Annotated in this window: 26 protein-coding genes; 11 read left to right on the top strand and 15 right to left on the bottom strand. The window is 74.4% G+C overall.

What is annotated here, in order from left to right; translation table 11 throughout:
- Positions 1–15: 15 nt before the first annotated feature.
- The 3 genes from ITJ44_RS11280 to ITJ44_RS11270 form a co-directional block, all read right to left on the bottom strand.
- Positions 16–264, bottom strand: a complete 249-nt coding sequence (locus ITJ44_RS11280) for a hypothetical protein (protein ID WP_194635547.1) — start codon at positions 262–264, stop codon at positions 16–18.
- A 7-nt stretch (positions 265–271) separates the two neighbouring features.
- Complete coding sequence (locus ITJ44_RS11275) at positions 272–1,129, bottom strand: hypothetical protein (protein ID WP_228494983.1); 858 nt, start codon at positions 1,127–1,129, stop codon at positions 272–274.
- A 128-nt stretch (positions 1,130–1,257) separates the two neighbouring features.
- Positions 1,258–3,246 (bottom strand): amino acid transporter, encoded by a 1,989-nt coding sequence (locus ITJ44_RS11270; RefSeq protein ID WP_194635545.1) that lies wholly within the window; start codon positions 3,244–3,246, stop codon positions 1,258–1,260.
- Positions 3,247–3,585: 339 nt separating this feature from the next.
- Here ITJ44_RS11270 and ITJ44_RS11265 point away from each other — a divergent pair, with 339 nt between their 5' ends.
- Entirely contained in the window at positions 3,586–4,008 is a 423-nt protein-coding gene (locus ITJ44_RS11265) for a hypothetical protein (protein ID WP_194635543.1), read from the top strand.
- Here the strand turns inward: ITJ44_RS11265 and ITJ44_RS11260 are convergent.
- From ITJ44_RS11260 to ITJ44_RS11250, 3 genes are all read right to left on the bottom strand, one after another.
- Positions 3,956–5,074, bottom strand: a complete 1,119-nt coding sequence (locus tag ITJ44_RS11260; RefSeq protein ID WP_194635541.1) for a LacI family DNA-binding transcriptional regulator — start codon at positions 5,072–5,074, stop codon at positions 3,956–3,958. The two genes, ITJ44_RS11265 and ITJ44_RS11260, sit on opposite strands and share 53 nt — an antisense overlap.
- A 48-nt stretch (positions 5,075–5,122) precedes the next feature.
- The gene (locus ITJ44_RS11255; RefSeq protein ID WP_194635539.1) at positions 5,123–5,686 is read right to left on the bottom strand and encodes a uridine kinase; all 564 of its coding nucleotides are present in this window, start codon (positions 5,684–5,686) and stop codon (positions 5,123–5,125) included.
- A gap of 110 nt (positions 5,687–5,796) precedes the next feature.
- Positions 5,797–7,032 (bottom strand): multidrug effflux MFS transporter, encoded by a 1,236-nt coding sequence (locus ITJ44_RS11250; protein ID WP_194635537.1) that lies wholly within the window; start codon positions 7,030–7,032, stop codon positions 5,797–5,799.
- 199 nt (positions 7,033–7,231) lie between these two features.
- Between ITJ44_RS11250 and ITJ44_RS11245 the strand changes: the two genes are divergently transcribed.
- Positions 7,232–7,453: a hypothetical protein gene (locus ITJ44_RS11245; protein ID WP_194635536.1), complete on the top strand. Its 222-nt coding sequence runs from the start codon at positions 7,232–7,234 to the stop codon at positions 7,451–7,453.
- 182 nt (positions 7,454–7,635) lie between these two features.
- Positions 7,636–8,466 (top strand): oxidoreductase, encoded by an 831-nt coding sequence (locus tag ITJ44_RS11240; protein WP_194635534.1) that lies wholly within the window; start codon positions 7,636–7,638, stop codon positions 8,464–8,466.
- An 18-nt stretch (positions 8,467–8,484) separates the two neighbouring features.
- On the opposite strand, the gene ITJ44_RS11235 is transcribed toward ITJ44_RS11240, so the two are convergent.
- The 4 genes from ITJ44_RS11235 to ITJ44_RS11220 are packed head-to-tail and all read right to left on the bottom strand — an operon-like array spanning position 8,485 to position 10,423.
- Positions 8,485–8,928, bottom strand: a complete 444-nt coding sequence (locus ITJ44_RS11235) for a VOC family protein (protein WP_194635532.1) — start codon at positions 8,926–8,928, stop codon at positions 8,485–8,487.
- A gap of 8 nt (positions 8,929–8,936) precedes the next feature.
- A complete protein-coding gene (locus ITJ44_RS11230; RefSeq protein WP_194635529.1) occupies positions 8,937–9,197 on the bottom strand; it encodes a hypothetical protein in 261 nt (86 codons plus the stop codon).
- A 57-nt stretch (positions 9,198–9,254) separates the two neighbouring features.
- The gene (locus ITJ44_RS11225) at positions 9,255–9,896 is read right to left on the bottom strand and encodes a methylated-DNA--[protein]-cysteine S-methyltransferase (protein WP_194635528.1); all 642 of its coding nucleotides are present in this window, start codon (positions 9,894–9,896) and stop codon (positions 9,255–9,257) included.
- Positions 9,893–10,423, bottom strand: coding sequence for an RNA polymerase sigma factor (locus tag ITJ44_RS11220; RefSeq protein ID WP_194635746.1), 531 nt, complete (start codon positions 10,421–10,423; stop codon positions 9,893–9,895). Before ITJ44_RS11220 ends, ITJ44_RS11225 begins: the two co-directional genes overlap by 4 nt.
- 324 nt (positions 10,424–10,747) lie before the next feature.
- Here ITJ44_RS11220 and ITJ44_RS11215 point away from each other — a divergent pair, with 324 nt between their 5' ends.
- Positions 10,748–11,482, top strand: coding sequence for a response regulator transcription factor (locus tag ITJ44_RS11215; RefSeq protein WP_194635526.1), 735 nt, complete (start codon positions 10,748–10,750; stop codon positions 11,480–11,482).
- 269 nt (positions 11,483–11,751) lie between these two features.
- Positions 11,752–13,014, top strand: coding sequence for a sortase (locus ITJ44_RS11210; protein ID WP_194635524.1), 1,263 nt, complete (start codon positions 11,752–11,754; stop codon positions 13,012–13,014).
- A gap of 81 nt (positions 13,015–13,095) precedes the next feature.
- Here the strand turns inward: ITJ44_RS11210 and ITJ44_RS11205 are convergent, their stop codons facing one another.
- A complete protein-coding gene (locus ITJ44_RS11205; protein ID WP_194635522.1) occupies positions 13,096–14,025 on the bottom strand; it encodes an NADP-dependent oxidoreductase in 930 nt (309 codons plus the stop codon).
- A 91-nt stretch (positions 14,026–14,116) separates the two neighbouring features.
- Between ITJ44_RS11205 and ITJ44_RS11200 the strand changes: the two genes are divergently transcribed.
- The 4 genes from ITJ44_RS11200 to ITJ44_RS11185 all read left to right on the top strand — a co-directional run bounded on the left by ITJ44_RS11200 (position 14,117) and on the right by ITJ44_RS11185 (position 17,355).
- A complete protein-coding gene (locus ITJ44_RS11200) occupies positions 14,117–14,611 on the top strand; it encodes a MarR family winged helix-turn-helix transcriptional regulator (protein WP_194635519.1) in 495 nt (164 codons plus the stop codon).
- A gap of 103 nt (positions 14,612–14,714) precedes the next feature.
- On the top strand, positions 14,715–15,929 hold the full coding sequence (locus tag ITJ44_RS11195) for a Gfo/Idh/MocA family protein (protein WP_194635517.1): 1,215 nt from the start codon (positions 14,715–14,717) through the stop codon (positions 15,927–15,929).
- A gap of 182 nt (positions 15,930–16,111) precedes the next feature.
- Complete coding sequence (locus ITJ44_RS11190) at positions 16,112–16,675, top strand: matrixin family metalloprotease (protein ID WP_194635515.1); 564 nt, start codon at positions 16,112–16,114, stop codon at positions 16,673–16,675.
- A gap of 11 nt (positions 16,676–16,686) precedes the next feature.
- Positions 16,687–17,355 (top strand): hypothetical protein, encoded by a 669-nt coding sequence (locus tag ITJ44_RS11185; protein ID WP_194635513.1) that lies wholly within the window; start codon positions 16,687–16,689, stop codon positions 17,353–17,355.
- 34 nt (positions 17,356–17,389) lie between these two features.
- Here ITJ44_RS11185 and ITJ44_RS11180 read toward each other — a convergent pair whose 3' ends face one another.
- From ITJ44_RS11180 to ITJ44_RS11165, 4 genes are all read right to left on the bottom strand, one after another.
- Complete coding sequence (locus ITJ44_RS11180; protein ID WP_194635511.1) at positions 17,390–18,403, bottom strand: LacI family DNA-binding transcriptional regulator; 1,014 nt, start codon at positions 18,401–18,403, stop codon at positions 17,390–17,392.
- A 62-nt stretch (positions 18,404–18,465) separates the two neighbouring features.
- On the bottom strand, positions 18,466–19,173 hold the full coding sequence (locus tag ITJ44_RS11175; protein WP_370551681.1) for a Pr6Pr family membrane protein: 708 nt from the start codon (positions 19,171–19,173) through the stop codon (positions 18,466–18,468).
- Between the two features lie 65 nt (positions 19,174–19,238).
- Positions 19,239–20,438, bottom strand: coding sequence for a glycosyltransferase family 4 protein (locus tag ITJ44_RS11170; protein ID WP_194635509.1), 1,200 nt, complete (start codon positions 20,436–20,438; stop codon positions 19,239–19,241).
- A gap of 107 nt (positions 20,439–20,545) precedes the next feature.
- Positions 20,546–20,797, bottom strand: a complete 252-nt coding sequence (locus ITJ44_RS11165) for a DUF4287 domain-containing protein (protein ID WP_194635507.1) — start codon at positions 20,795–20,797, stop codon at positions 20,546–20,548.
- A 131-nt stretch (positions 20,798–20,928) separates the two neighbouring features.
- Between ITJ44_RS11165 and ITJ44_RS11160 the strand changes: the two genes are divergently transcribed.
- Complete coding sequence (locus tag ITJ44_RS11160; RefSeq protein WP_194635505.1) at positions 20,929–22,398, top strand: DHA2 family efflux MFS transporter permease subunit; 1,470 nt, start codon at positions 20,929–20,931, stop codon at positions 22,396–22,398.
- 13 nt (positions 22,399–22,411) lie between these two features.
- Positions 22,412–22,825, top strand: a complete 414-nt coding sequence (locus tag ITJ44_RS11155) for a hypothetical protein (protein WP_228494982.1) — start codon at positions 22,412–22,414, stop codon at positions 22,823–22,825.
- Positions 22,826–22,859 lie beyond the last annotated feature (34 nt).

Below are 22,859 nucleotides of genomic sequence, written 5' to 3'. Positions count from 1 at the left end.
GACTCGATCCTCCTGTCACGTCACCGGCGGGGTATCCGCTCCGCTGCCCTCGGGGCGGTCGCGCGAGGCATCCTGGTCGGCCTCGCGTCGCCTGCGGGCTCGGTGCTCGAGGAACCCGACCACCAGGAGGACCGCTGTCGCCCCGATCGCGATCCCCTGAACGAGAGCGCGGTCCTGTGGGAGCACGATACTGAGCGTGCCGACCCCGACCAAGATCGCCAGGTAGAGGATGTCCGAAGGTCTGAAGCGCTTCATCCTGGTCATCTCCGGCTCACTCGCAGTTCGCATGATCAGTCCGGACCCATGGCCGATTGCCTTCTACGCGGGTCTGGTAGCAGGTGGAGAAGCCGTAGCTGCCGGATTTGTAGGCGCGGCTCACGAAGCTGATGATGTCGCCCAGTCGCGGAGCGCCGAACGCTGCGCAGCCCGCGATGATGAACCACCGAACCGCGCTGGGGATCTTCGATGACCCGGCGCACAGGGTCGCTACTCCTGCCGAGCCGAGGAACGCAGCCGCTGCGGCGATCGCGCGCATCTGGGAGCCGAGGAGGTTCACGTAGAACCCGATGCCCTGAGCGGCGTTGCCGAGCCCGAAGGTCACGAGCGGGTCCAGGACCACGGGGAACGCTGCCTGGCCAGGAACGATGGTCTGCGTGAGCGTGTGCCCGTCGAGCGAGAAGTGCGTCGGGATCGGACGGCCGTGCGCGTCGACCGCCCACGGAGCGTCGATGTGTCCGGCGGTGATGCTCCCCGCGTCCGGTGCGAGGGCGACGATATCGAAGCCCGCTCCCCGGGGCACCGCCCGGAAGCCGTCGGGGAGATCGAGGGAGAAGGCCGTGGTGTTGGCTCCGTCGCGGAGGACCGTCACCGCCTGGACCTCGCCCGAGCTCGCCTGGACGAGCGAATCCTCCGAAGCGGCAGGCGTGACGCTCACCGTGCCGGATGCCGTGGTGAGCCCAGGGGAAGCGGCCGGATCATCCGGAGCGGTCCATCCGAGATCGGTGCGGTCGCCCTGACCGACTGCGACGAGCGCCCGTTCCACGAGAGCGTGCGTGGACATGTCGCTCGCGCTATCCGCGGCGGATGCCGCGTCGGCCATGAGGCCATCGAGGGAGATGGTGACTGCCAAGGCGAGGAGCATCGTCGCTCCCCGGGCGTGGATGCGCACGGGATTCCATTCGGTTCGTGACGCCGATCGACGTCGCGCTGAACGTAGGCCTCTGCCGCTCCGCGCGTGGCGCTACTGCACAGGTCGCCTCAGCTCACGTGCACGTCCGGCCGCCGGGCCCGCACCGGCTCCGCCCGCCGCAGCACCTCGCGCGTGACCGGCGCGACCTCGCCCGTGCCCGTGACGAGGAAGCGGAGGAGGTTGCCGACCGGCGACCCTTCCGTCCACTCGAAGTACACGCCCGGCTTCACGCCCGTGAGGTCGCGCACGGCGAGCAGCACGGCCGCGATCGTGTTGGGGACGTTGCCGCTCGTGACCTGGAGCACGCGGAAGCCGCAGCGCACGATGCCGCGCACCACGAGGTCCTCCTCGAACTCCGACGAGTCGCCCGGCGTCACCTCGAGGAAGATCACGGGCGCGCGCGCCGGGATCCCGCTGTCGCGCCGCTCGTCGCTCGCCTTGCGGCGGTACTCGGCGATGCGCTCCTCCTCCGTCAGCGCCTCGTCGGGCTCGTCCGGCTCGTGGGCGATGATGCTCACCGCGCCGTAGTCCTCCGCGTCCTCGGTGACGAAGGCGCGGGCCTGCTCGTCCATCGTGAGTGAGGTCGCGCGCAGCTGGAACGAGCGCTGGATCCGGCTGACGATCGACACCGCGAGGATCCCGAGGATGAACAGGGCCGCGATGCGCACGCCGTCCGGCCGCTCAATCACGTTGACGACCGTCGTGTACGCGAACACCGCCGCGATGACCGCGAAGCCGACCGTGCGCTTGCGCTGCCCCGCCTTCTTCGCCGACAGCGTCACCGCGACCGAGGCCGAGGTGATGAGCACGAGCACGCCGGTCGCGTAGGCGCCCGCCTGCGCGTCCACGTCGGCCTGGAAGACGAGCGTCACGATCACGGCGATGGCCGTGAAGACGAGCACGAGCGGGCGCACGGCTGCGGCCCAGTGCGGCGCCATGCCGTAGCGCGGCAGGTAGCGCGGCACGATGTTGAGGAGCCCGGCCATCGCGGAGGCGCCCGCGAACCACAGGATGCAGATCGTGCTGATGTCGTAGAGCGTGCCGAACCCGTCGCCGAGGAACTGGTGCGCGAGGTACGCGAGCGCGCGGCCGCTGGCCTTGCCGCCGTCCTGGAACTCGGCCTGGGGGATCAGCAGCGTCGTGACGAAGCTCGACGTGATGAGGAACGCGCTCATGATGAACGCCGCCGTCGCGAGCAGGCGCTTCGTGCCGTGGATCCGCGTGCGCGGCACCCCGTCGGCGTCGTCCTCGCCGCGCACCTGCGGCATCACCGCGACGCCCGTCTCGAATCCGGAGAGGCCGAGCGCGAGCTTCGGGAAGACGATGAGCGCGATGCCCACCATCACGAGCGGGTTGCCGTGCTGCGCGGTGAGGGCGAGCCACCAGTCGTCGATGACCTGCAGGTTGCCGGCGACGTGGAAGAGGGAGACGACGATCACGACGGCGTTGAGCGTGAGGAAGACGCCCACGAGCACGACCGCGATCGAGATCGCCTCGCGGAACCCGCGCAGGAACACGAACGCGAGCGCGGCCAGCAGCACGAGGGTCAGCAGCACCTCGTTGCCCTGGAACCACGACGGCGCGAACGGGTTCTCGACGGCGTGCGCGGTCGCATCCGCGGCCGACAGCGTGATGGTGATGAGGAAGTCCGTCGCCGCGAACCCGAGCAGCACGAGCACGAAGAGCTTGCCGCCCCACCACGGGAGCAGGCGCTCGAGCATGGCGATGGATCCCTCGCCGCGGGGGCTCTCGCGCGCCACGCGCCGGTAGACGGGGAGCGCGCCGAGCAGCGTCAGGAGGATGAGGACGAGCGTCGCGAGCGGCGACAGCAGGCCCGCCGCGACCGCCGCGATGGCGGGCTGGTAGCCGAGCGTGGAGAAGTAGTCGACGCCCGTGAGGCACATGACGCGCCACCAGGAGTGCGTCTTCTCGACGGTCTCGGCGTGCGGACCGGGGTGCGCGCCGGACGCGCCGGGCAGGCCGTCGAGGAGCCAGGCGGTGATCCCGGCGCGGGCGCGTCGCTGCTCGGGCGCGCGCAGCAGCTCCGGCGCGCTCACGAGCGGGCCGCCGAGGTGGCGCGGCGGAGCGGTGACGTCATCTGACCGTGATCCGGGCAGTGCACGGGTGATCCTCCTGAGGCGGCGCCAGGACCCCGTCTCGCGGCTGCGACGGTCGGGCCCGGCAACATCGTCGGCCCATCGTGCCACTTCCGGGCGGGAGGCGGGTGGGCGTGGAGGCGGCGGTCATGCGGGCGGGCGCTGGGCGGATGGTCGGCGGCGGGCGGCGAGGGGGATCGCCGGCCGGGATCCCCTGCTCGACCACCGGGACCTCAGGCGAGACCGAGAGGCGACGATGGCAGACCGCGGCAGGGGCGGCAAGGGAGGACGATGATCACCATGCCCCGCACGAGACCTGCCGCCGTCGTGGCGGCGCTCCTCGCCGTCGCGGCTGTGAGCGGGTGCGGCGACCAGGGAATCCTGCGTCTGGGCGCGGACGAGCTCACCGAGCCGGCCTGCGCGACGACCAGGGACATCCCGGCCGACGAGCTCACGGACGCCGCACGACTCTCCTGCCGCCCCGTCGGATCCACCATCCTCTTCCCGTCCGGCGACCGCATCGCCATCTCCGGCGGCGGAGGTACGGTCGCCGCTGAGGGCGACGACGCCACCCGGTACGCCTACGAGGACGTGGGCGACCACGGGGTGATCGCGGCGCGGTACACGGCGGACTGCTCCGACGTCGAGACGTGGGGTCCCGACAAGGCGCTCACGAAGGTCCGCGCGGCGTTCGGGGCGCGGTGGCCCTGCGACCCGGAGTAGGGGCGCCGGGGACTGGCCCCTCCGCGGGCGGATCCGGTCGGGGGTCCGCCGCGCTCGCGGTCGACGAGCGCTCCCGGATCGCGACCCAGAAGGCCGGGTCGGCGGCGGCGACGGCCCCGTGGTCGTCGCCGAGCGCCGTGAGGAGCGTCCTCGCCGCGTGACGTCCCTGCTCGTCGAGGTCGTGCGCGACCGAGCTCAGGGACGGGGTGACGAACGCGGCGGCGGGGATGTCGTCGGCGCCGAGGACGGCGATGTCCTCGGGGACGCGGAGCCCGGATCGCGCGAGCGCGTCGAGGGCGCCGATCGCCATGGCGTCGTTCGCGGCGAAGACCGCGGTCGCGCCGTGGAGCTCCGTCCGCTCGATCGCCGTCGCGCCCGACCGCTCGGTCCAGTCGCCGGGCGGCGTGCACCGGACCTCCATGCCCCGGGTCGCGCACGCGTCGCGGAACGCCCCCTCCCGGTACGTCGCCGAGAGGGAGCCACCGGGTCCCGGGATGTGCAGCACCGAGCGGTGTCCGCGTCGGTGCAGGTGCTCGGCCGCCGCCACGCCGATGCGCTCCTCGTTCCCCGGGCGGTCGGCGGTGCCGCGGTCGAGCCCCTCGTCGACGAAGAGCGGGACGGGCAGGTCCACCGCCAGGACGGCGCGCCGGGCGTCCGCGGTCTGCGCCATCGCCAGGACGCCGACCGTCGAGGTCGCGAACCGGCGCAGGACGGACGTGATCGCGTCGACGTCGTCGTCGGGCAGGTAGGCGACGTCGAGGGAGTACCCCGACCGCTGGAGCTCGCGCATCGCGGCGGTCGTGATCCCCGCCGGGCCGGTGGCGGTCAGCTGATGCGCGAGAACGCCGATCGTCCCGCCGCGCCCGGTCCCCGGGTGCCGGGCCGACTGGAGCCGCCGCGCGGCCTCGTGGGGCACGTACCCGAGATCGTCGATGGCGTCCTGCACGCGGGACCGGGTCGCCGCCGCGACGCGGTCGGGGCTCGTGAGGACGCGCGACACGGTCTGGGTCGAGACGCCGGCGGCCTGCGCCACGTCGCGCAGGGTCGCGGGCGCCGTCCGGGTCATGTGCCCAGCATGGTGCAGGAACGGGGCGGCGACCCCGCGCGGATCCCGTCAGCCGGTGGTGACCAGGAAGTGGGCCCGGTCCCGCGCGCCGTCCGCGGGGAAGAACGCGTCCTCCTCCTCCATCCACCTCTTCCAGCGTCCGCGGTGGGTCGCGCCGTGGCCGTCGCGCTCGAGGCCGCGGCGGAGCCGTTCGTCGGCCGGGGCCTCCACCCAGATGCGGCAGGCGAGGCGGTCGGCGGTCGCGGCGCGGGTGCAGGTGACGCCCTCGATGACGACGACGGGCGCCCACGGCACCGTCCGCCACTCCCCGAGCCCGGCCCCGAACTCGTCGCCGGCCCAGTCGCGGCGCTGGTACACGGCGTCCTCGCCGGCGAGGAGGGGCGCGAGCACCTGCTCCTCGAAGCGGGGCCACCATCCGGAGAAGTCGACCCAGGACACGAAGTCGTCGACCTCGATGACGGGGGCGCCCAGCCGCGCGGCGAGGGGACGCGCGAGGGTGCTCTTCCCGGATCCGGACGGCCCGTCGACGCCGATGACGCGGACGCCGGGGACGGGGGCGGCCAGCGCGTGCCGCACGACGGACTCGAGCAGGGTCGGATCGGGAGCGTCCATGTCCAGGCGTCCCTCTCGCTGCGGTGGACGCATCGCGAGGCGTCCATCCCGAGGCTAGGGCACCGCCTGTCGGGGGAGAGGCCCGCGACCCGTGTCCTCGACCGCCGTGATCAGCCGCCGTGCCGCGCCCGGGACGCCCACAGCTGCGCGGCGAGACCCACCACGATGAAGCCGCACATCAGCGCGCCCATGGCGGTGGCGGTGCCGCCGAGCGCGCCCGCGAACGGCGTCGCCAGGCCCCCGAGGCCGAACTGCAGGCCGCCCACGAGCGCCGAGGCCGTCCCCGGGTGGCGGTGGCCGAGCGCCTGCGTGAGGGTGATCGAGCCCGGGATCACCCAGCCCCAGCCCGCGGTGACGAGGGCGAGGGCCGGCCAGACCAGCGCGGGTCCCGTGCCCGCGAGCGCGCCGACGAGCACGAGGGTCGAGCCGAGCGCGCAGGTGGCGAGGCCGATGGTGAAGAGGCGGTCCTCGTCGAAGCGCCCGATGAGGCGGCGGAAGACCAGGGTCGACGCGATCATGCAGGACGCGTTGGAGGCGAACACCAGCGTGTAGAGCCCCTCGCCGAATCCGTACTGCTCCTGGAACACGAAGGAGGAGGTGGCGATGTAGGAGAAGAACCCGATGGTCGCGGCGCACCCGGTGATGAGGTACCAGCGGAAGCGGGGGATCCTCAGCAGCTCCGCCATGCGACCCAGCACCGCGCGGAGGGAGGTGCCGCCCGCATCCGAGCGGACGAGCGTCTCCGGCAGCAGGCGCGCCGCGGTGAGCGTGAGGGCGAGTCCCAGCGCGGCCAGCACGAGGAACGCGGCGCGCCAGGACGAGAAGGTCAGCACGAGCCCGCCGACGAGCGGAGCGACGACCGGGCCGACCGAGTTGACGACCGCGAGCGTCGCGAAGAGGCGGCTGCGGAGGGCGCCGGTGGCGGCGTCGCCCACCATGGCGCGGGCCGAGACAGCGGCGGCAGCACCGCCCAGGCCCTGCACGACGCGGGCGAGGATCAGCGTCGTCACGTCGGGCGAGATCGCGCAGACGACGCTGGCGAGGGTGAAGAGCGCGGTCCCGGCGAGCAGGATGCGGCGGCGGCCCGCGCCGTCGCTGATCGGCCCGATGACCAGCTGGCCGACCGCGAACGCGACGAGGAAGGCGGTGAGCGTCAGCTGCACCGAGGCCGTGGAGGCGTCGAGGTCGGTGGCGATGGCAGGCAGGCCGGGGATGTAGAGGTCGGTCGCGAAGGGCGAGATGCCGACGATGAGGGCGACGGTCAGGAGCGGTCCGCGGCGCGCGGTCCACGACGTCCGCGGATCGGGATCGGGATCGGGGGCCGGGTCTCGGGCGTCGTCGCTCATCCGTCCCGACAGTAGACCGGTCGCCGCCGAGCGGCTCCTCCACGGGCGTCCCCGTCGTCCTGTGCAGCGGGAGCAGGGCGGGCCGAGGCGGGGCCCTAGATTCCACGGGCATCCTTCCGCGTCCGCGACTCGGTGGCGGATCCGTCCTCGAGTACCCGCGTGACCCGGACGGCCACCCCCTCGAGAAAGCAGGATCACCATGCCCATCCGCCCTACCCGCTCCATCACCGCGCGCTCCGCGCTGGCAGTCGGCGCCCTCGCCGGTGCGCTCGCGCTCACCCCGCTGGCCGCGACCGCTGCGCAGGCCGCACCCGTCGTGCAGGGCGCGGCTGCGTACGTCTTCCACCCCAAGGGCGTGGACGTCTGCGTGCTCAAGAACGACCCGAGCAAGTACTTCTTCTGCCACGACATCCAGCACTGATCGGTCCGGGCTGCCGCCTGCACGCCCCTGAGGTGGGCACGGGCGGCATCCCGATCCCGGGTGCCGTGCCCGGCGACGGCCGCCCGCCGCTCGCGGTGCTGCCGCCGCGCGATGCGCCTAGCCTCGATGAGGGCGCGCCGGAGGGGCCGCCACACCCGCATCCACGAGGAAGAGGAACGCGCATGACGACCTGGCTGATCACGGGATGCTCCACGGGGCTCGGGCGGGCCTTCGCGGAGGAGGCGCTGGCGCGCGGGAACGACGTCGTCGTCACGGCGCGCGACGCGGCGGCCGTGCAGGACCTCGCCGACCGCTTCCCCGAGCACGCCCTCGCACTCGACCTCGACGTGACCGACCCGGCGCAGGTGTCGCTCGCGGTCGACGAGGCGACCGCGCGCTTCGGCGGCGTCGACGTGCTCGTCAACAACGCGGGCTACGGCTACCGCGCGGCCGTCGAGGAGGGCGACGACGAGGACGTCGCGCGCCTGTTCGACACCCAGTTCCACGGCAGCGTCCGCATGATCAAGGCGGTGCTGCCCGGCATGCGCCAGCGCCGCAGCGGCACCATCGTGAACCTCTCGTCCATCGGCGCCGCGCGCACGGGCGCCGGATCCGGCTACTACGGCGCCGTGAAGGCCGCCATCGAGCAGATGACCATGGCGCTGCGCACCGAGCTCGCGCCGCTCGGGATCGTCGCGACCGTGGTGGCGCCCGGATCCTTCCGCACCGACTTCTCCGGCCGCTCGCTCACGCAGTCGGCCACCGTGATCGACGACTACGCCGAGACCGCGGGCACGCGCCGCAAGGAGAACGACACCACCGACGGCACGCAGCCGAACGACCCGGCGCTCGGCGCGAAGGTGCTCGTGGACGCGGTCGAGGAGGGCGCTCCCTTCTACCTGCTGCTCGGCGGCGACGCGGTCGAGATCGTCACAGGCGCGCTCGACGACCTGCGCGCCGACGTCGACGCGTGGGCGGACCGCAGCCGGTCGACGGCGTACGGCGCGCGCTGATCCGCGGCGCGGCGCCGCTCAGGCCTGCGCTGCGTCCGGCGGCTCGGGCGCGACGAAGACGCAGAACGGGTGGCCGGCGGGATCCCGCAGCACGTACAGGGGCTCGTGCGGATCCGCTGACCGGTCCTGCAGCACCTCGGCGCCGAGCGCGACCGCGCGGGTCCGGTGTCGTTCGAGGTCCGCGCCGGATCCGACGGTGAGGTCGAGGTGCATCATCTGCGGCGGCGATCCCTCGGGCCAGCGGGGTGCGGGCATGTCCGGCGCGAGCTGGAAGGCGAGGCGGCGGGCGCCGTCGTGGTCGACGAGCACCAGCCAGTCCGGATCCGGTCCCGTCTCGTCGGGCTCGTCGCCGGGGCGGTACCGGAAGCCGAGGAGCTCGCGGTAGAACTCGGCGAGGCGGCGCGGATCCGGCGCGTCGAGCACGGTCTGCAGCAGGCGCGGGTGGTCGGGCGATGTGGCCATGACCCTGTCTACGCCGGCGGGGGCGGGGGCGTCCCGCCGTCCGCCGCCGCGCGCCGGCGCTTCGCCGCCGCGGGACGGATGCCCATCACGGCGTAGGTGATGCCGAGGACCACGAACGGCAGCCCGGCGACGCGCGTGTCCTCGAGGGTGAGCATGAGCACGAGGCCGAGCATCCCGAAGACGATGCCGAGCGCGAGGTTCGGGTTCGAGTCGGCGTCGTCCTCGGCGGGCGGATCCGCGGGGCGGCCGGGCGTCATCGGATCGGTCATGCCCTCACGCTAGGCAGCCGCGCGGCGCGCCCGCATCCGCCGGATGGGGGAGCCGGATCAGATCCGCCCCTCCAGCTCCAGCAGCGTCGTCTTCGCCGCGAGCCCGCCGATGTAGCCGCCGAGCGTGCCGTCGGAGCGGAGGACGCGGTGGCAGGGGATCACGACGGGCAGCGGGTTCGTCGAGCACGCCGTGCCGACTGCGCGCGTGGCCGCCGGGCTGCCGGCGGTCTCGGCGACCTCGCGGTAGGTGCGCGTGGATCCGTACGGGATCTCCGGGAGCAGCCGCTGGACCCGGTCGCGGAAGCCGGTCGACAGGCGGCGGTCGAGCGGCAGGTCGAATGCGCGGCGGCGGCCGGCGAAGTACTCGTCGAGCTCGCGGGCGGCCTGGTCGAGGCGCTTCGGGGCGCGGAGGATCCGCGGGCCGAGCCGCCGCGCGAGGTCGCCGAGCACGGTGTCGTGGTCCTCGCGGGAGTAGGCGACGCGGATCAGGCCGCGCTCGGTGGCGGCGAGCAGCAGCGGGCCGACCGGGGAGTCGATCGTGGTGAAGCCGACGTCGAGGGCGCCGTCGGCCTCGGCGGCGTCCGCGAGGCGGAGGCGCAGGGCGGCGAGGGCGGTAGCGGTCGGGTCGGCGCGGTCGAGCGCGTCGGCGTCGAGGAAGGCGGCGTCGAGGTTCGCGGCGGCGTCGTCGGGGTCGGTCACGGTCGTCCTCCTCGTGCGGGTGCGGGTGCGGGTGCTGGTGCGCGCGGGGCGGCGGGCGGATCCGCTCCCATCGTCCGACGGAGGCTCGCGACCCCGTCCGCCGCGGCACGCCGCACGGCCTCGGGCGTCCCGCCGACGATCGCCGCCACCTCCGCGGACGGCAGCCCGCCGAGGTACCGGTACGCGACCGCGAGCCGCTGCCGCTCGGGCAGGCCGGCGACGGCGCGCCAGAGGTCGGGATCGCGGGATCCGGGCACGCCGAGGTCCGAGACCCGCTCGGGCACCTCGTCGACGGGGACCGCCCGTCGGCGACGGGCGCGGATCGCGTCGAGGGCCTTGCGGTGCGCGATGGTGACGAGCCAGGCGCGCACGTCGGCGCGCGGCCCGAGCCGCGGGTACGCGACGAGAGCCGACAGGAACGTCTCCGACCACGCGTCCTCGGCGTCCGCGTGCCCGCCGAGCACCGCCCGGCACACGCGGAGCACCACGGCGCCGTGCTCGGTCACGACCCTGTCGAACGGCTGCATCATCTCCACACCGGGTAGACGCCGGGGCGGGGTGATCCGTGAGGTCGGCGTGCGGATCAGTCTCCCGGATCCCGTGGCCGGTGTCGCGGGGCAGCGCGTGCACGGCCCGCCTGCGGACGCGCCGTGCGCCTCCTCGCCATCTCCGGTGCCCTGCCCGTGCGCGCCGTAGGGACTACCCGTGACGGTCCCCGCGGATGACGACGGGCAGCTCCCCGCTCGCGAGGATGGAGGCGCGGCCCACCCCCGGCCGCACGCTCCGCGAGGAGCACCCGCCGCCGGCCCGTCCCCCCGGGCCGGCGGCGCATCCGACGGAAGAGGATCCGCATGACCGGCACCATGAGCCCCGCCGCCCGCGACGACGAGCAGGCCCTGCCCGACGCACCCCGCGCGCTCCGCGTCTTCGTGGTCGACGAGGAGGCGCCCATCACGCAGCTGCTGTCGCTCGCGCTGCGGATGGAGGGCTGGGACGTGCGCGTCTTCGCCACCGGCCGCGCCGCGATCGCCGCCGCCGTGGATGCCGCGCCCGACGCGATCCTGCTCGACATGATGCTGCCCGACGTCTCCGGCGTCGAGGTGGTCGGCGAGCTGCGGCGGGCGGGCGTCGCCACCCCCGTCCTGTTCCTCACCGGGCGCGACTCGCTGGAGGACCGGCTCGCGGCCTTCGGCGCGGGCGCCGACGACTACGTCACCAAGCCGTTCGGCCTCGAGGAGGTCGTCGAGACGCTGCGCGTGCTCTTCCGCCGGCGCGGTCTCGCCCCGGCGACGATCACCGCGGGCGACCTCGTGCTCGACCCGACCACGGGCGAGGCGTGGCTCGCGGGCGTGCCGCTGGCGCTGGATCCCATGGACCTCGTCGTCGTGCAGGCGCTCGCCGAGGAGCCGACGCGTCGACTCTCCCGTCGTGAGCTGGTGCACCGGCTGACGGACGCCGGCTGGGACCTCGTCGCCCCGCGCGCGCTCCTCGACCTGCCGTCCGTGACCGGACGCCGGTCGGGTCGCGACCAGGTCGCGCTGATCGCCGTGGCGGGTGACGACCTGGTGCTCGCGCCCGCCGTCTGACGCCCTCCTCGTCCTGACCGGCCCGCTTGCGGCCACCCCAATCCGGGGGCCGGTGCGGCGAGTCACCCTCGCAACTCCGGGGATCACGAGTCACACGCGTCACACTGCGCGACATATCTCCCCAGGTGGGGAAAGGAAGTCCCTACAGTCGGGATCGGGGAGCTGAACCTCCCCGACGCGTCCTCGAGACCCCCGAGCGCGTCTCCTCCACCGCACGATCGCGGCACAGCAATGGCGCGCACGGGCGGTCCTGCACCACTGGAGCTGTCATGACCCGTCCCACCCCCGCCGCCGGTCGCGGCAGGTCGTTCCGCCGCGCGGCCGCCGGCGCCTGCCTCTCGGCCTCGCTCGTGATCCTGCCCCTGGCGATGGCGCCCGCCGCCCACGCCGAGACCGTCCCGGTCGACTCCGCGCCCGTCGCCGTCGACGCGCCGTCCGTCGAGGCACCCGCCGCCACGCCGACCCCGGCCGCCGACGCCCCCGTCGCCGACGCGACGCCGACCCCCGCGCCCACCGAGGCCGCCCCCGTCGCCGACGCCCCGGCCGAGACGACGCCGACCCCGGCCGTCCCGACCGCCCCCGGCGCCCCGACGACCGGCCTCCCGGCGCTCGAGCCGACCGTCCCCGTCGTCGAGCTGCCCTTCACCTGGACCACGCCCGACCGCGGCGTCGCCCTCCCGATCAACGAGGCCGTGCCGTTCGCCGGCACCGGCACCGCGGGCAGCATCGTCACGGCCAGCTACTTCAACGCAGTGGGCGTCAAGTCGATCGCCGGCATCGGCATCGTCGGCGAGGACGGCACGTACGCGTTCCCCGCGAGCTTCACCGAGCTGCTCCAGGGATCGAAGACCGCGAGCGTCACGCTCACGCAGGTCGGCCTCGACCTTACGATCAAGGGCGAGATCCGCGGCCTGGTGCGCTTCGCCGAGGCGCCCGTCGGCCCGTTCGTGCGCGCCGAGGCGTCGTTCTCGACCATCTCGCCGACCACCGTCGCCCAGGCGACCAGCCTGCTCGGCGGCCTCGAGGTCACCGCGACCGGCTACCTCCGCTACGAGGCCGTCGAGGTCACGGTCACCGCGCCCGACGGCCGCGCGATCCAGCTCAGCGACGCCACCGGCGGCGTGGGCGTCAGCACGCGCTCGCTCAAGGACCTCGTGCGCGCCGACGTCGATGGCATGTTCGCGCAGCCGATCATCCTGTTCGGCGACATCCAGCCGGGCACCTACAAGGTGTCCGTCCTGGGCCTCGAGTCGGGCCTCACGCAGGGCGGCACCGTCGAGCTGACGGCCGAGGACGCAGGCGGACCGGTCGTCCCGGGCATCCCGACCCCGACGCCCACCACGCCCTCGATCGACCCCGCGGGCACCGCCCCGAAGCCGATCGCGAAGCCGGCCGCGAACCACGACGACACGCTGCCCGTCACGGGCACGGACGGCGCCGCGGCCCTCGGCCTCGGCGGCCTCGGCGCCCTGATGGCGCTGGCCGGCGCGGGTACGCTCGTCGCCCGCCGTCGCCTGCGCTCCGCGGAGTAGCGGCACGGCAGCACCCGCACCACGCACGACGACGGCCGGATCCCCGCGGGGGTCCGGCCGTCGTCGCGATCGGGCGCGACCTCAGGGGAGGACGATCACCTTCCCGGCGATGCGCCCGGCCTCGGCCTCGACGTGCAGTGCGGGGAGCCCCTCCAGCGGGATCCGGCGCGTCACTTCCACCGTGAGCGCGCCGGCGTCGACCAGCGACACCAGCTCCGCCAGCCTCTCCCGATCGGGCCGCACGAACACCGTGGCCGCACGCACTCCGCGCGCCTCGTCGCCGGGGGTCGCCAGGAAGGCGGTCGTGCTGACCACGACGCCGCCGTCGCGCACGGCCGCCACGTAGGCGCCGAACGTCTCCGGCTCGAGTGGCGCGAGGTTGAGGAGCACGTCCACCTGCCCGTCGAGCGCGCCGAGGAGGTCGGTCGTCGTGCGGTCGACGACCTCGTCCGCTCCGGCGGCGCGGACGGCCTCGGCGCTGCGTGGGCTCGCCGTGGCGATGACATGCGCTCCCGCGCGCGCGGCGAGCTGGATCGCGTACTTGCCGACCACGCCGCCGGCGCCGACGATCAGCACCCGCTGGCCGCGCTCGAGGCGGCCGTCGTCGAAGAGCGCCTGCCACGCGGTGAGCGCGACCGACGGCAGCGCGGCCGCGTCGGCCAGCGGGATCCGGGTCGGCGCGGCCACCACGGCCTCGGCGGGCGCGAGCACCTGCTCGGCCGCGCCACCATCCGTCGTCATCGGGAGGAACGCGATCACGTCGTCGCCGACCGCGAGGCCCGTCACGTCCGCGCCGACCGCGTCCACGGTGCCCGACACGTCGTAGCCGGGGATGTGCGGGAGCTCGATCGGGATCGGCAGGAAGCCACCCCGCATCCCCGCATCCGCTGCGTTGTGCGCCGCCGCGACGACGCGGATCCGCACCTGCCCGGCACCGGGCTCGGGCACCTCGATGTCCACGATCTCCAGGACCTCGGGTCCGCCGACCTCCCGGAACTGCACTGCCTTCATGGTCTCTTCCCTTCGATTGTGCTTCGAGTTCGAAGCAATGACCCGAAGCTAACACTGCTTCGAATGCGAAGCAACACCTAGGATGGGATCCATGACGCCGGCCCCCCGATCCCTGACCCCGACGCAGCTCGACGCGTACCTCGCGTTCACCGAGGTCGGCAGCCTGCTGCGCCCCGCGGTCGAGGCGCAGCTCCGTGATGCCGGCGGCCTCAGCTACGTGCAGTTCCAGCTCCTGGCGCGGCTCGGCGACACCCCGGACGGCCACCTCCGCATGACCGACCTCGCCGACGGGGTCGTCTACAGCCGCAGCGGACTCACGTACCAGGCGCAGCTCCTCGAGCAGCGGGGCCTGATCACCCGCTCGCCGTCCCCGGATGACGAGCGCAGCACCGTGGTCGCCCTCACCGACGCGGGCCGCGAGGTGCTCGCGACCGTCTTCCCCGGTCACATCCAGACCGTGCACGGCCTGCTCTTCGCACCTCTGTCGGACGAGGACGCCGCGCACCTCGCGCGGATCCTCGGCGCGGTCACCACGCACCTCCGAGCCGCGCCGCCGCGCTCGGCGGCCCGGCGACGGAAGTCCTGACCGCCCGCCTTGTCCCGCCCTGCGGCCTCCCCGTACATTTGACGTGACCCGCAACGAATCACCCGCACGCGGATCCGCACCCCGTATGAGACGAAGGAGTCCCATGTCCGACACGCAGCCCGCCGCCCCCGCCACGGAGACCGGAGGCGCCCTCGGCGTCGCGATGGTCGGCCACGGGTTCATGGGCGCCGCCCACTCGCAGGCCTGGCGCGTCGCCCCCGCGTTCTTCGACCTGCCGCTCGCGCCGCGCATGGTCTCCGTCGTCGGACGCGACCGGGCGCGCACGCAGGGGTCCGCGGACCGCTGGGGCTGGGAGCGTGCGGAGACCGACTGGCGCGCCGCCATCGAGCGCGACGACATCGACGTCGTGGACATCTGCTCGCCCGGCAGCACGCACGTGGAGATCGCCGTCGCCGCGCTCGAAGCCGGCAAGCACGTGCTGTGCGAGAAGCCGCTCGCGAACACGGTGGAGGAGGCCGAGATCATGGCGGCCGCAGCGGAGAAGGCAGCAGCCAAGGGGATCCGCGCGATGGTCGGCTTCAGCTACCGCCGCGTGCCCGCCATCACGTTCGCGCGCGACCTCGTCGCCCAGGGCGCGCTCGGCGAGCTCCGCCAGGTGCGCGCGCTCTACCTGCAGGACTGGCTGACCGACGCCGAGGGCCCCATGACGTGGCGCCTCGACAAGGAGGCGGCCGGATCCGGCGCGCTCGGCGACATCGGCGCGCACATCGTCGACGCGGTGCAGTTCATCACCGGCGAGCGGCTCGACGCGGTGAGCGGCCTGCTCCGCACGTTCGTCGAGGAGCGTCCGCTGCTCGCCGAGACGCGCGGCCTCGGCGGCGTCGCGTCGAGCGAGCGCGGCAGGGTCACCGTCGACGACGCGGCGTACTTCACCGGGAAGCTCGCCGGCGGCGCGCTCGCCAGCTTCGAGGCGACCCGCATGGCCACGGGCCGCAAGAACGCGCTACGGCTGGAGTTCAGCGGATCCGACGGCGCCATCTCCTTCGACCTCGAGCGCCTCAACGAGATCGAGCTGTACGACGCGACCGCGCCCGCCGACCGGCTGGGCTTCCGGCGGATCCTCGTCACCGAGCCCGAGCACCCGTACGCCGCCGCGTGGTGGCCGACCGGCCACGGCCTCGGCTACGAGCACGCGTTCACCCACCAGGTGCGCGACCTCGTGCACGACATCGCCGCGGGCCAGGAGCCCCAGCCGTCCTTCGCCGACGGCCTCCGCGTGCAGCGCGTGCTCGACGCCGTGGAGCGCAGCTCGGCCGCCGGCAGCGCGTGGACGACGGTGGATCCGGCCGGCGCCTGACCCGCCGGGCGGATCCGGGCGCGTCGAGCGATCGCCTGACCCGGCCGGGCGGATCCGGGCGCGTCGGGCGACCGCCTGGGAGGGATCCGCGCGCGGGCGGACGGGTGGGCCCTACCTTCGGGCCGCGGGGAGGCACGGGCGGGGACGCCGGGATGCACCTGCTCCACATCCCCGGAGGTCCCATGAGGTCACCTGCCCCTGCCCGCCGACGCGGCCGCGTCACCCTGCTCGCCACCGCGGCCCTCGCCGCGCTGGCCGCGCTCGCCGTCGCCGCTCCCGCCCAGGCCTTCAACCGGGAGGGCCCGCACTGGCCCACCGCGAAGCTGACGGTGGACACGACCGCGGTGCCCGCGGGCGCGTTCCACGACGCCCTCGGCGACGCGGCCGCCGAGTACACCGCGCGCACCGACGCGTCCGTCACCACCGCGGACACGACGGGCTCGCCGTGGAGCGCGCAGGTCATCGACGCGGGGGACGACGGCTACGAGGGCTACTCGACCTGGAGCTACGACGGCGACGACCACACGTACACGGCGTCGATGCACCTCAACACCGAGTACCTCGACGACTCGATGCCCACCACCCGGCTGAAGGTGGTGTGGGAGCACGAGACGGGGCACGTCCTCGGGCTCGCCCACGTGCCGGGGATCGACCACGTCATGTACTACCGGGCATCCGACGCCTACGACGACGGCGTGTCCGGCCTCACCGACGACGAGGTCGCCGGGATCGACTCCCTCTACTGATGGGCACGCGCATGAACACGAACACGTCCACGACCGCACCGACGATCCGCGTCGCCGCCCTCGCCCTGGGAGCCGGCGTGCTCCTGCTGGCCGGCTGCGCCGCCGCGCCCACGGGGGCCTCCCCGGACGCCCCCGCGGGCGACGCCTCCGTGGCGGCGCCGATGGACCCCGGCATGGACATGCCGATGGAAGCGGGGCCGGGATCGCACACCCACGGATCCCGCCACACCCTCTACGCCTCGCTCTCCGCGCTCGCGGACGACAGCGTCGAGGTCGTCACGGGCACCGTCGTCGCGCAGCGCGAGGTGGCCGACCTCGGGCCGAGCGCCCCGGCCACGGTCTCGACGGTGCGGGTCACGTCAGTCGCGAAGACCGCGCGCGGCGTCGCGGCCGGCAACGAGATCGAGGTGCGGCAGATCGGCACGGCGGCGCAGCCGGGCCCGGCGGCGATGCTGGCGAGCGGATCCACGTACCTCCTCTACCTGCGGCCCTCGCGCCTGCCGGGCGACGCGGCCACCCAGTGGTTCGTGACGGGCGGCTCCGCCGGGATCTTCGCGGCTCCGGACCAGGGCACCGGGGCGGACGCCGCATCGGGACCGTCGGCGACGTTCGCGCGGGTCGACCACGAGCAGGGCGACGTCCTGCCGGAGCGGGTCGCCGCGGATCACGCGCTCGGCTGACCGCAGCCGCAGCCGCTAGCCGGTCGCCCGCGCCTCAGCGGGCGGCCGGCGCCGGACCGGTCGACGCGGCCACGTGCAGCGGGCACGGCAGCAGCGCGTGCGGCAGCTCCGCGGCCGTGCCGTCGAGCCGCGCGAGCAGCATCTCGACGGCGAGGCGGCCGAGCTCCTGGCCGGGCGCGTCCATGGTGCTGAGAGCGGGCTCGACGAGCGCGCCCGCCTCGGCGGACGACGCGAGCGACAGGATCGAGACGTCGTCCGGGACCCGTCGCCCCGCCGCGTCGAACCCCGAGATGAGGCCGCGCGCCGCCGGGTCGTTGAGGAGCAGGATCGCCGTGATCCCCGGATCCGCCGCCAGCAGCTCGCCCGCCGCCGCGCGTCCTCCCGCGGGCGTCGGCGCGCACCGGGCGACCCGTCCGCCGAGCCCGCGCGCCGCCGTCTCCCCGAGGAACGCCCGCTCGGTGCGCGTCGTCGGGCCGTATCCGCGCAGCGGCCCGCCCTCGAGGTCCTCCACCAGGAGCCCGAACCGGCGGTGGCCGAGGCCGTGCAGGTGGTCGAGGCCGTCGGCGACCGTGCGCGCGAAGTCCATGTCGACGAACGGCAGGTCGCGTGTCTCGGCGGTGCGCCCGATGGAGACGAACGGCACGTCGAGCGCGGCGAGCTCCCGGATGCGCGCGTCGTCCATGCGCACCTCCATCACGATCACGCCGTCGACGAGCCGGCCGCTCACGAGGTCGGACACGTCGTCGGGCGACGTGCCCGTGGGCCAGAGCACGAGGTGGTAGCCGAGCTCCGACGCGCGCGTGGCGGCGCTCATGAAGATCTCGAGGGCGATGCGGCTGAGGCGCTGCACGTCGGCGGGGAACAGCAGCGCGACGATGCGGGTGCGCTTGCTGGCGAGCGCGCGGGCCACGACGTTGTTGCGGTAGCCGAGCTCCTCCATCGCCTCGGTGACGGCGCGCCGCGTCGGCGCGGAGACGGCCTTGGTGCCGTTGACGACGAAGGAGACCGTGGCGATCGAGACCCCCGCGCGCGCGGCGACCTCTCGCATGGTCGGGATGGCGGCTCCTCGAGGTCGGGCGGCGCGGGCCGGGTCGTCGGCCGGGCGCCTGCTCAGCGTATAGCGGGGTCCGCGGCCCGGCGCGGGGCGGTCGGGGCGCGGAGCCGCGAGACGAGGATGAGCGCGCCCGTGATCGCGCAGACCGCGAGCGTGAGGCCCACCACGTACGCGGCGACCGTGCCGTACCCGCCGGGCGACGAGTCCGGGTTCAGGAACCCGTAGGGGTAGTAGGTGGCGGTGCGGAAGACCTCGTCGCCGGTGAACGGGCCGCGGAGGAGCGTGACGAGGATCCAGGCGAGGGGGAACGCGATGACGCGGCCGATGGCGCCCGCGCGGAGCGGCCGGCGGTCGGGCGCGATGATCCAGTCGAGCAGCACGATCAGCGGCACGGCGACGTGCACGATCTGGTCGGCCCAGTCGAGCTTGAGGGGCTCCGGCTGGGGCTGGCCGCGCAGCAGCAGGTTCCAGACGATGCCGGTGATGACGAGGTAGACGGTGGACGCGAGGCGCAGCGTGACCCAGCCGACCCCCGGATCCGCCACGCGGCCCCGCGCGAGCCGCACGCCGCCGACGATCAGCACGACCGCGCCGAGCAGGTTCGCGTCGACGGTGAAGAAGAGGGCGAAGTCGAGCGACTTGCCGGCGATGCCGGTGACGCCGATGTCCTGCCAGTAGGCGTAGTTGACGTGGTACTGGGCGATGACGCCCACGACGGCGGCGATCGCGGTGGCGATGCGGACGACGGAGAGGAGGATGCGCACGGACGAGGATCCCACGATCGCGGCCCCGCTGTCGGCCGGCGCCCCCGGTCGCGCGGTCACCCGGCTCACGCGGAGGCCGATCCGCGCCGCGCGCCGCCCACGCGACGGCACGCCTGCTCGACGGCGCGCGCGTGCGCGGCGGGGGCGACGGCGGCGGCGAGCCGACGCGCCTCCCCGGCGGGGGCGTCGAGGAGGCGCCGGTCGCCGGCCATCCGGAGGATCGTCGTGGCCAGCCCCTCCGCGTCCGTGCCGTCCGCGAGCAGCGCGGCCCCGCAGAACTCCGCGGCGAGGACGGCGTCGCTGACGAGCGCGGGGCGCCCCTCCGCGAAGGCCTCCATGGCGATCATCGGCTGGTTGTCGTAGCCCAGCGACGTGATCACGGCCGCGTGCGCCCCGCGGAGGAGCGCGGTGACCGTGGCGGTCGACACCCGGCCGTGCGCGGTGACGCCGGGCGGGGTGACGCCGCGCGGCCGGCCGCCCGCGAGGTCGAGGTGGACGGCGTCCGGCCCGCTCCTCTCGGCGACCAGCGCCATCGCCTCGAGCATCACGTCGAGACGCTTCTCGGGCGCGAACCGCGCCGCCCAGACGAGCCGCAGCGCGCCGCTCGCGGGGAGCTCGGCGGACGCCCCGCGCGCGGTGCAGCTCGTGTTGGACAGCACCTCGACGGCGGGCAGGCCCGCGCGCCGGAGGGCGACGGCCTGGTGCGCGGAGGGGGAGATCACGAGGTCGGCCTCGCGGCAGACGGCGAGGGTCATGCCGCGGAGGGCGCTGTCGAGGCGGCGGGGGGCCAGCCGCACCCGCGGATCCGGCAGCCCGGTCATCATGCGGTGGACGGCCGTGACGGCGGGGGCGAGGCACGCGCCCCAGGCCGGGCCGCGCAGGAAGAAGGTGTGCACGGTGTGCAGGGTCGGGATCCCCCGCTCGCGCCCGAGCCGGAGCGTGGTCGCGGCCAGCCCGTGCTCGGAGTGGGTGAGGATGAGGTCGGTGCCGGCCGCCTCCATCAGCGCGCCGAGGTCGCGACGGGTGGCGGCGTCGGCGCGGATCACCGGCAGGCCGAGGAGGGGCACGGGCAGGGTGGGCGCGACGTCGTGCAGGGCGATGCCCGTGCCGTGCAGCTCGCGGACGGAGGTCGCGTCGGGTGCCGCGACGGTGACCGCGTGGCCCGCGCGCGCGAGCGCGAGCGCCTGCTGGACGACGGCCGTCTGGGCCCCACCGAGGTAGGAGAAGGCGTAGTCCATCACGAGGAGGGGGCGGAGCGTGTTCATCGCGGCTGACGCTAACCCCCCGCGCGGAGAAGCGGCGGCGGCCTGGGGAGACGCGGCCCGCTCGGGATGATCCGCGCGCGCGGGCGCTCGATGAGGTAGGGCGCGCGTCAGGCGGCGCGCGCCGCCTTCACGAACGCGACGACCGCGTTCGCGTGCCCGTGCCCGAGGCCGTGCTCGGCCTTCAGCCAGGCGACGACCTGCATGTGCGTCTCGTCGTCGAGGCGCGCGTCGGCGAGGTCGATCCAGTGCTGCACGGGCTGACCGTACGTCGTCTCGATGCTCGGGAAGTAGGAGGCGGGTCCCTTCGCCTTCCGCCCGTCCGGCGGCGGGGGCGGGGCGACGATGCCGTGGGCGTTCATGCGGCGACGGTACCGGCGGCACGCGGTCGCGGCCAGGGCGGCGGCCCCTGCGTGCGCGATCCGGCCCTGTCGGCGTCAACTAGGAAGTGCTACTATCCACATGTCCGCCCACCACCTATCAGGGGAGACCGATGTCCCGCGAACTCGCCGACCGCCCGCCTCGCGGAGTGGTCCTCGCCGTCACCGCGGCGTCCCTGCCGATGTTCATGGCAGCCCTCGACAGCCTCGTCATGACCTTCGCGCTGCCGATCATCAAGCAGGACCTCGACGCGACCGTCGAGCAGCTGCAGTGGTTCGTCAACTCGTACAGCGTGGTGTTCACCGCGTTCATGCTCCCCGTCGCGGCGCTCGGCGACCGGATCGGCCGCCGCCGGGTGTTCCTCGGCGGCGTCGCGCTCTTCACGGTCGCGTCGATGGCCGCGGCGCTGGCGACCAGCTCCGAGATGCTCATCGCGGCCCGGGCGCTGCAGGGCCTCGGCGCCGCGGGCATCGTCCCGCTCTCCCTCGCCCTCGTCTCCGCGTCGACCACGCCGAAGATCCGGCCCATCGCGATCGGCGTGTGGGGCGGCGTCAACGGCCTCGGCATCGCGGCGGGACCCATCATCGGCGGCGCCGTCGTGGAGGGCTTCACGTGGCCCGGCATCTTCTGGCTCAACGTGCCCATCGGCGTCGTGACCCTCGTGCTCGTGGCGCTCGCGCTGCGGGAGTCGAAGGGCACCGGCCTCGGCTTCGACGGCGCCGGATCCGTCCTCGGCATCGTGTTCACCCTCCCGCTCATCTGGGCGGTCGTCGAGGGGGAGGAGCGCGGCTGGTCGGCCCCGGAGATCGTCGGCGCGTTCGCCATCTCGGCCGCGGGGCTCGCCGCCTTCATCTGGCACGAGCACCGCAGCCCGCGCGCGTTCCTGCCGCTGCGCTTCTTCCGCGAGCGCGCCTTCGCGCTCGCCAACGTGGGCGGCCTGCTGTTCAGCGCCGGCGTCTTCGGCGCGATCTTCCTGCTCAGCCAGTTCCTGCAGGTGTCGATGGGGTACGGCGCGCTCGAGGCCGGCCTCCGCGCCGCGCCGTGGACGCTCGCGCCCATGGTCGTCGCGCCGCTCAGCGGGTTCATCGTGCAGCGGTTCGGCGTGAAGCCCGTGCTCATCGTGGGGCTGGCGCTCCAGGCGGGCGCGATCCTCGTCATCGCCTCCGTGGTGGAGGCGCAGACCGAGTACGGCACCGTCGTGGTCCCGATGATCGTCGCGGGCATCGGCATGGGGCTCACCTTCGCGCCGCTCGCCAACGCGGTGCTCATGGGGCGCCGGGAGTCGGAGCACGGGATCGCGTCGAGCGTGAACAGCACGCTCCGCCAGCTCGGCATGGCCGTCGGCATCGCCCTGGCCACCGCGATCTTCGTCGGCAACGGCGACTACCTGCCCGGCCAGCCCTTCGTGGACGGGATGCGCCCCGCGCTCCTCACGTGCGGGATCATCACGGGCGTGGGCGCCATCGCCATGTTCGCCCTGCCGCGCGCCGCCCGGCCCGCGGCCGCACCGACCCCGAGCAGCACCGGAGGCGACGCCGTCGCCGACCCGGCCCGGCCCGCCCGCGCGGGCGCCACCGTGTGATGGAGGAACGACCATGCCCATGATCCCCTGGACCTCCGGGCCCGCATCCCGCACCGCTTCCGCGTCCGCGTCCGCCGAGGTCGTGATCATGGCCTCGCGGTTCGAGCTCACGACCGTGCGCGCGGTGCCGGCGTTCTTCGTGCACTCCATCAAGGCGTGGCTGCAGGCGCGTCGCGCGTCCGGCAACGTCGGGGTCGCGCTCCAGGCGCTGCCGCTCAAGCGCGAGTTCTGGACGCTGTCGGCGTGGGAGTCGAAGGCCGCCATCTACGCGTACGCGCGCCAGGAGCCGCACGCCACGGCGCAGCGCAGCCAGACGGCGAGCATGAAGTCGAGCGTGTTCGTCTTCTGGGAGGCACCGCGCACGTCGCTCCCCGCCGCGTGGCCGGACGCGCGCACGCGCGTGCACCAGAAGCTCGCGGAGGGGTAGCGCCCGACGGCACGGAGGAGGGGCGGCGGGCATC

The organism is Clavibacter sp. VKM Ac-2873 (genome assembly GCF_015351075.1).
Lineage (GTDB): Bacteria > Actinomycetota > Actinomycetes > Actinomycetales > Microbacteriaceae > Clavibacter.
This window is presented reverse-complemented; position numbering and strand designations above follow the sequence as displayed.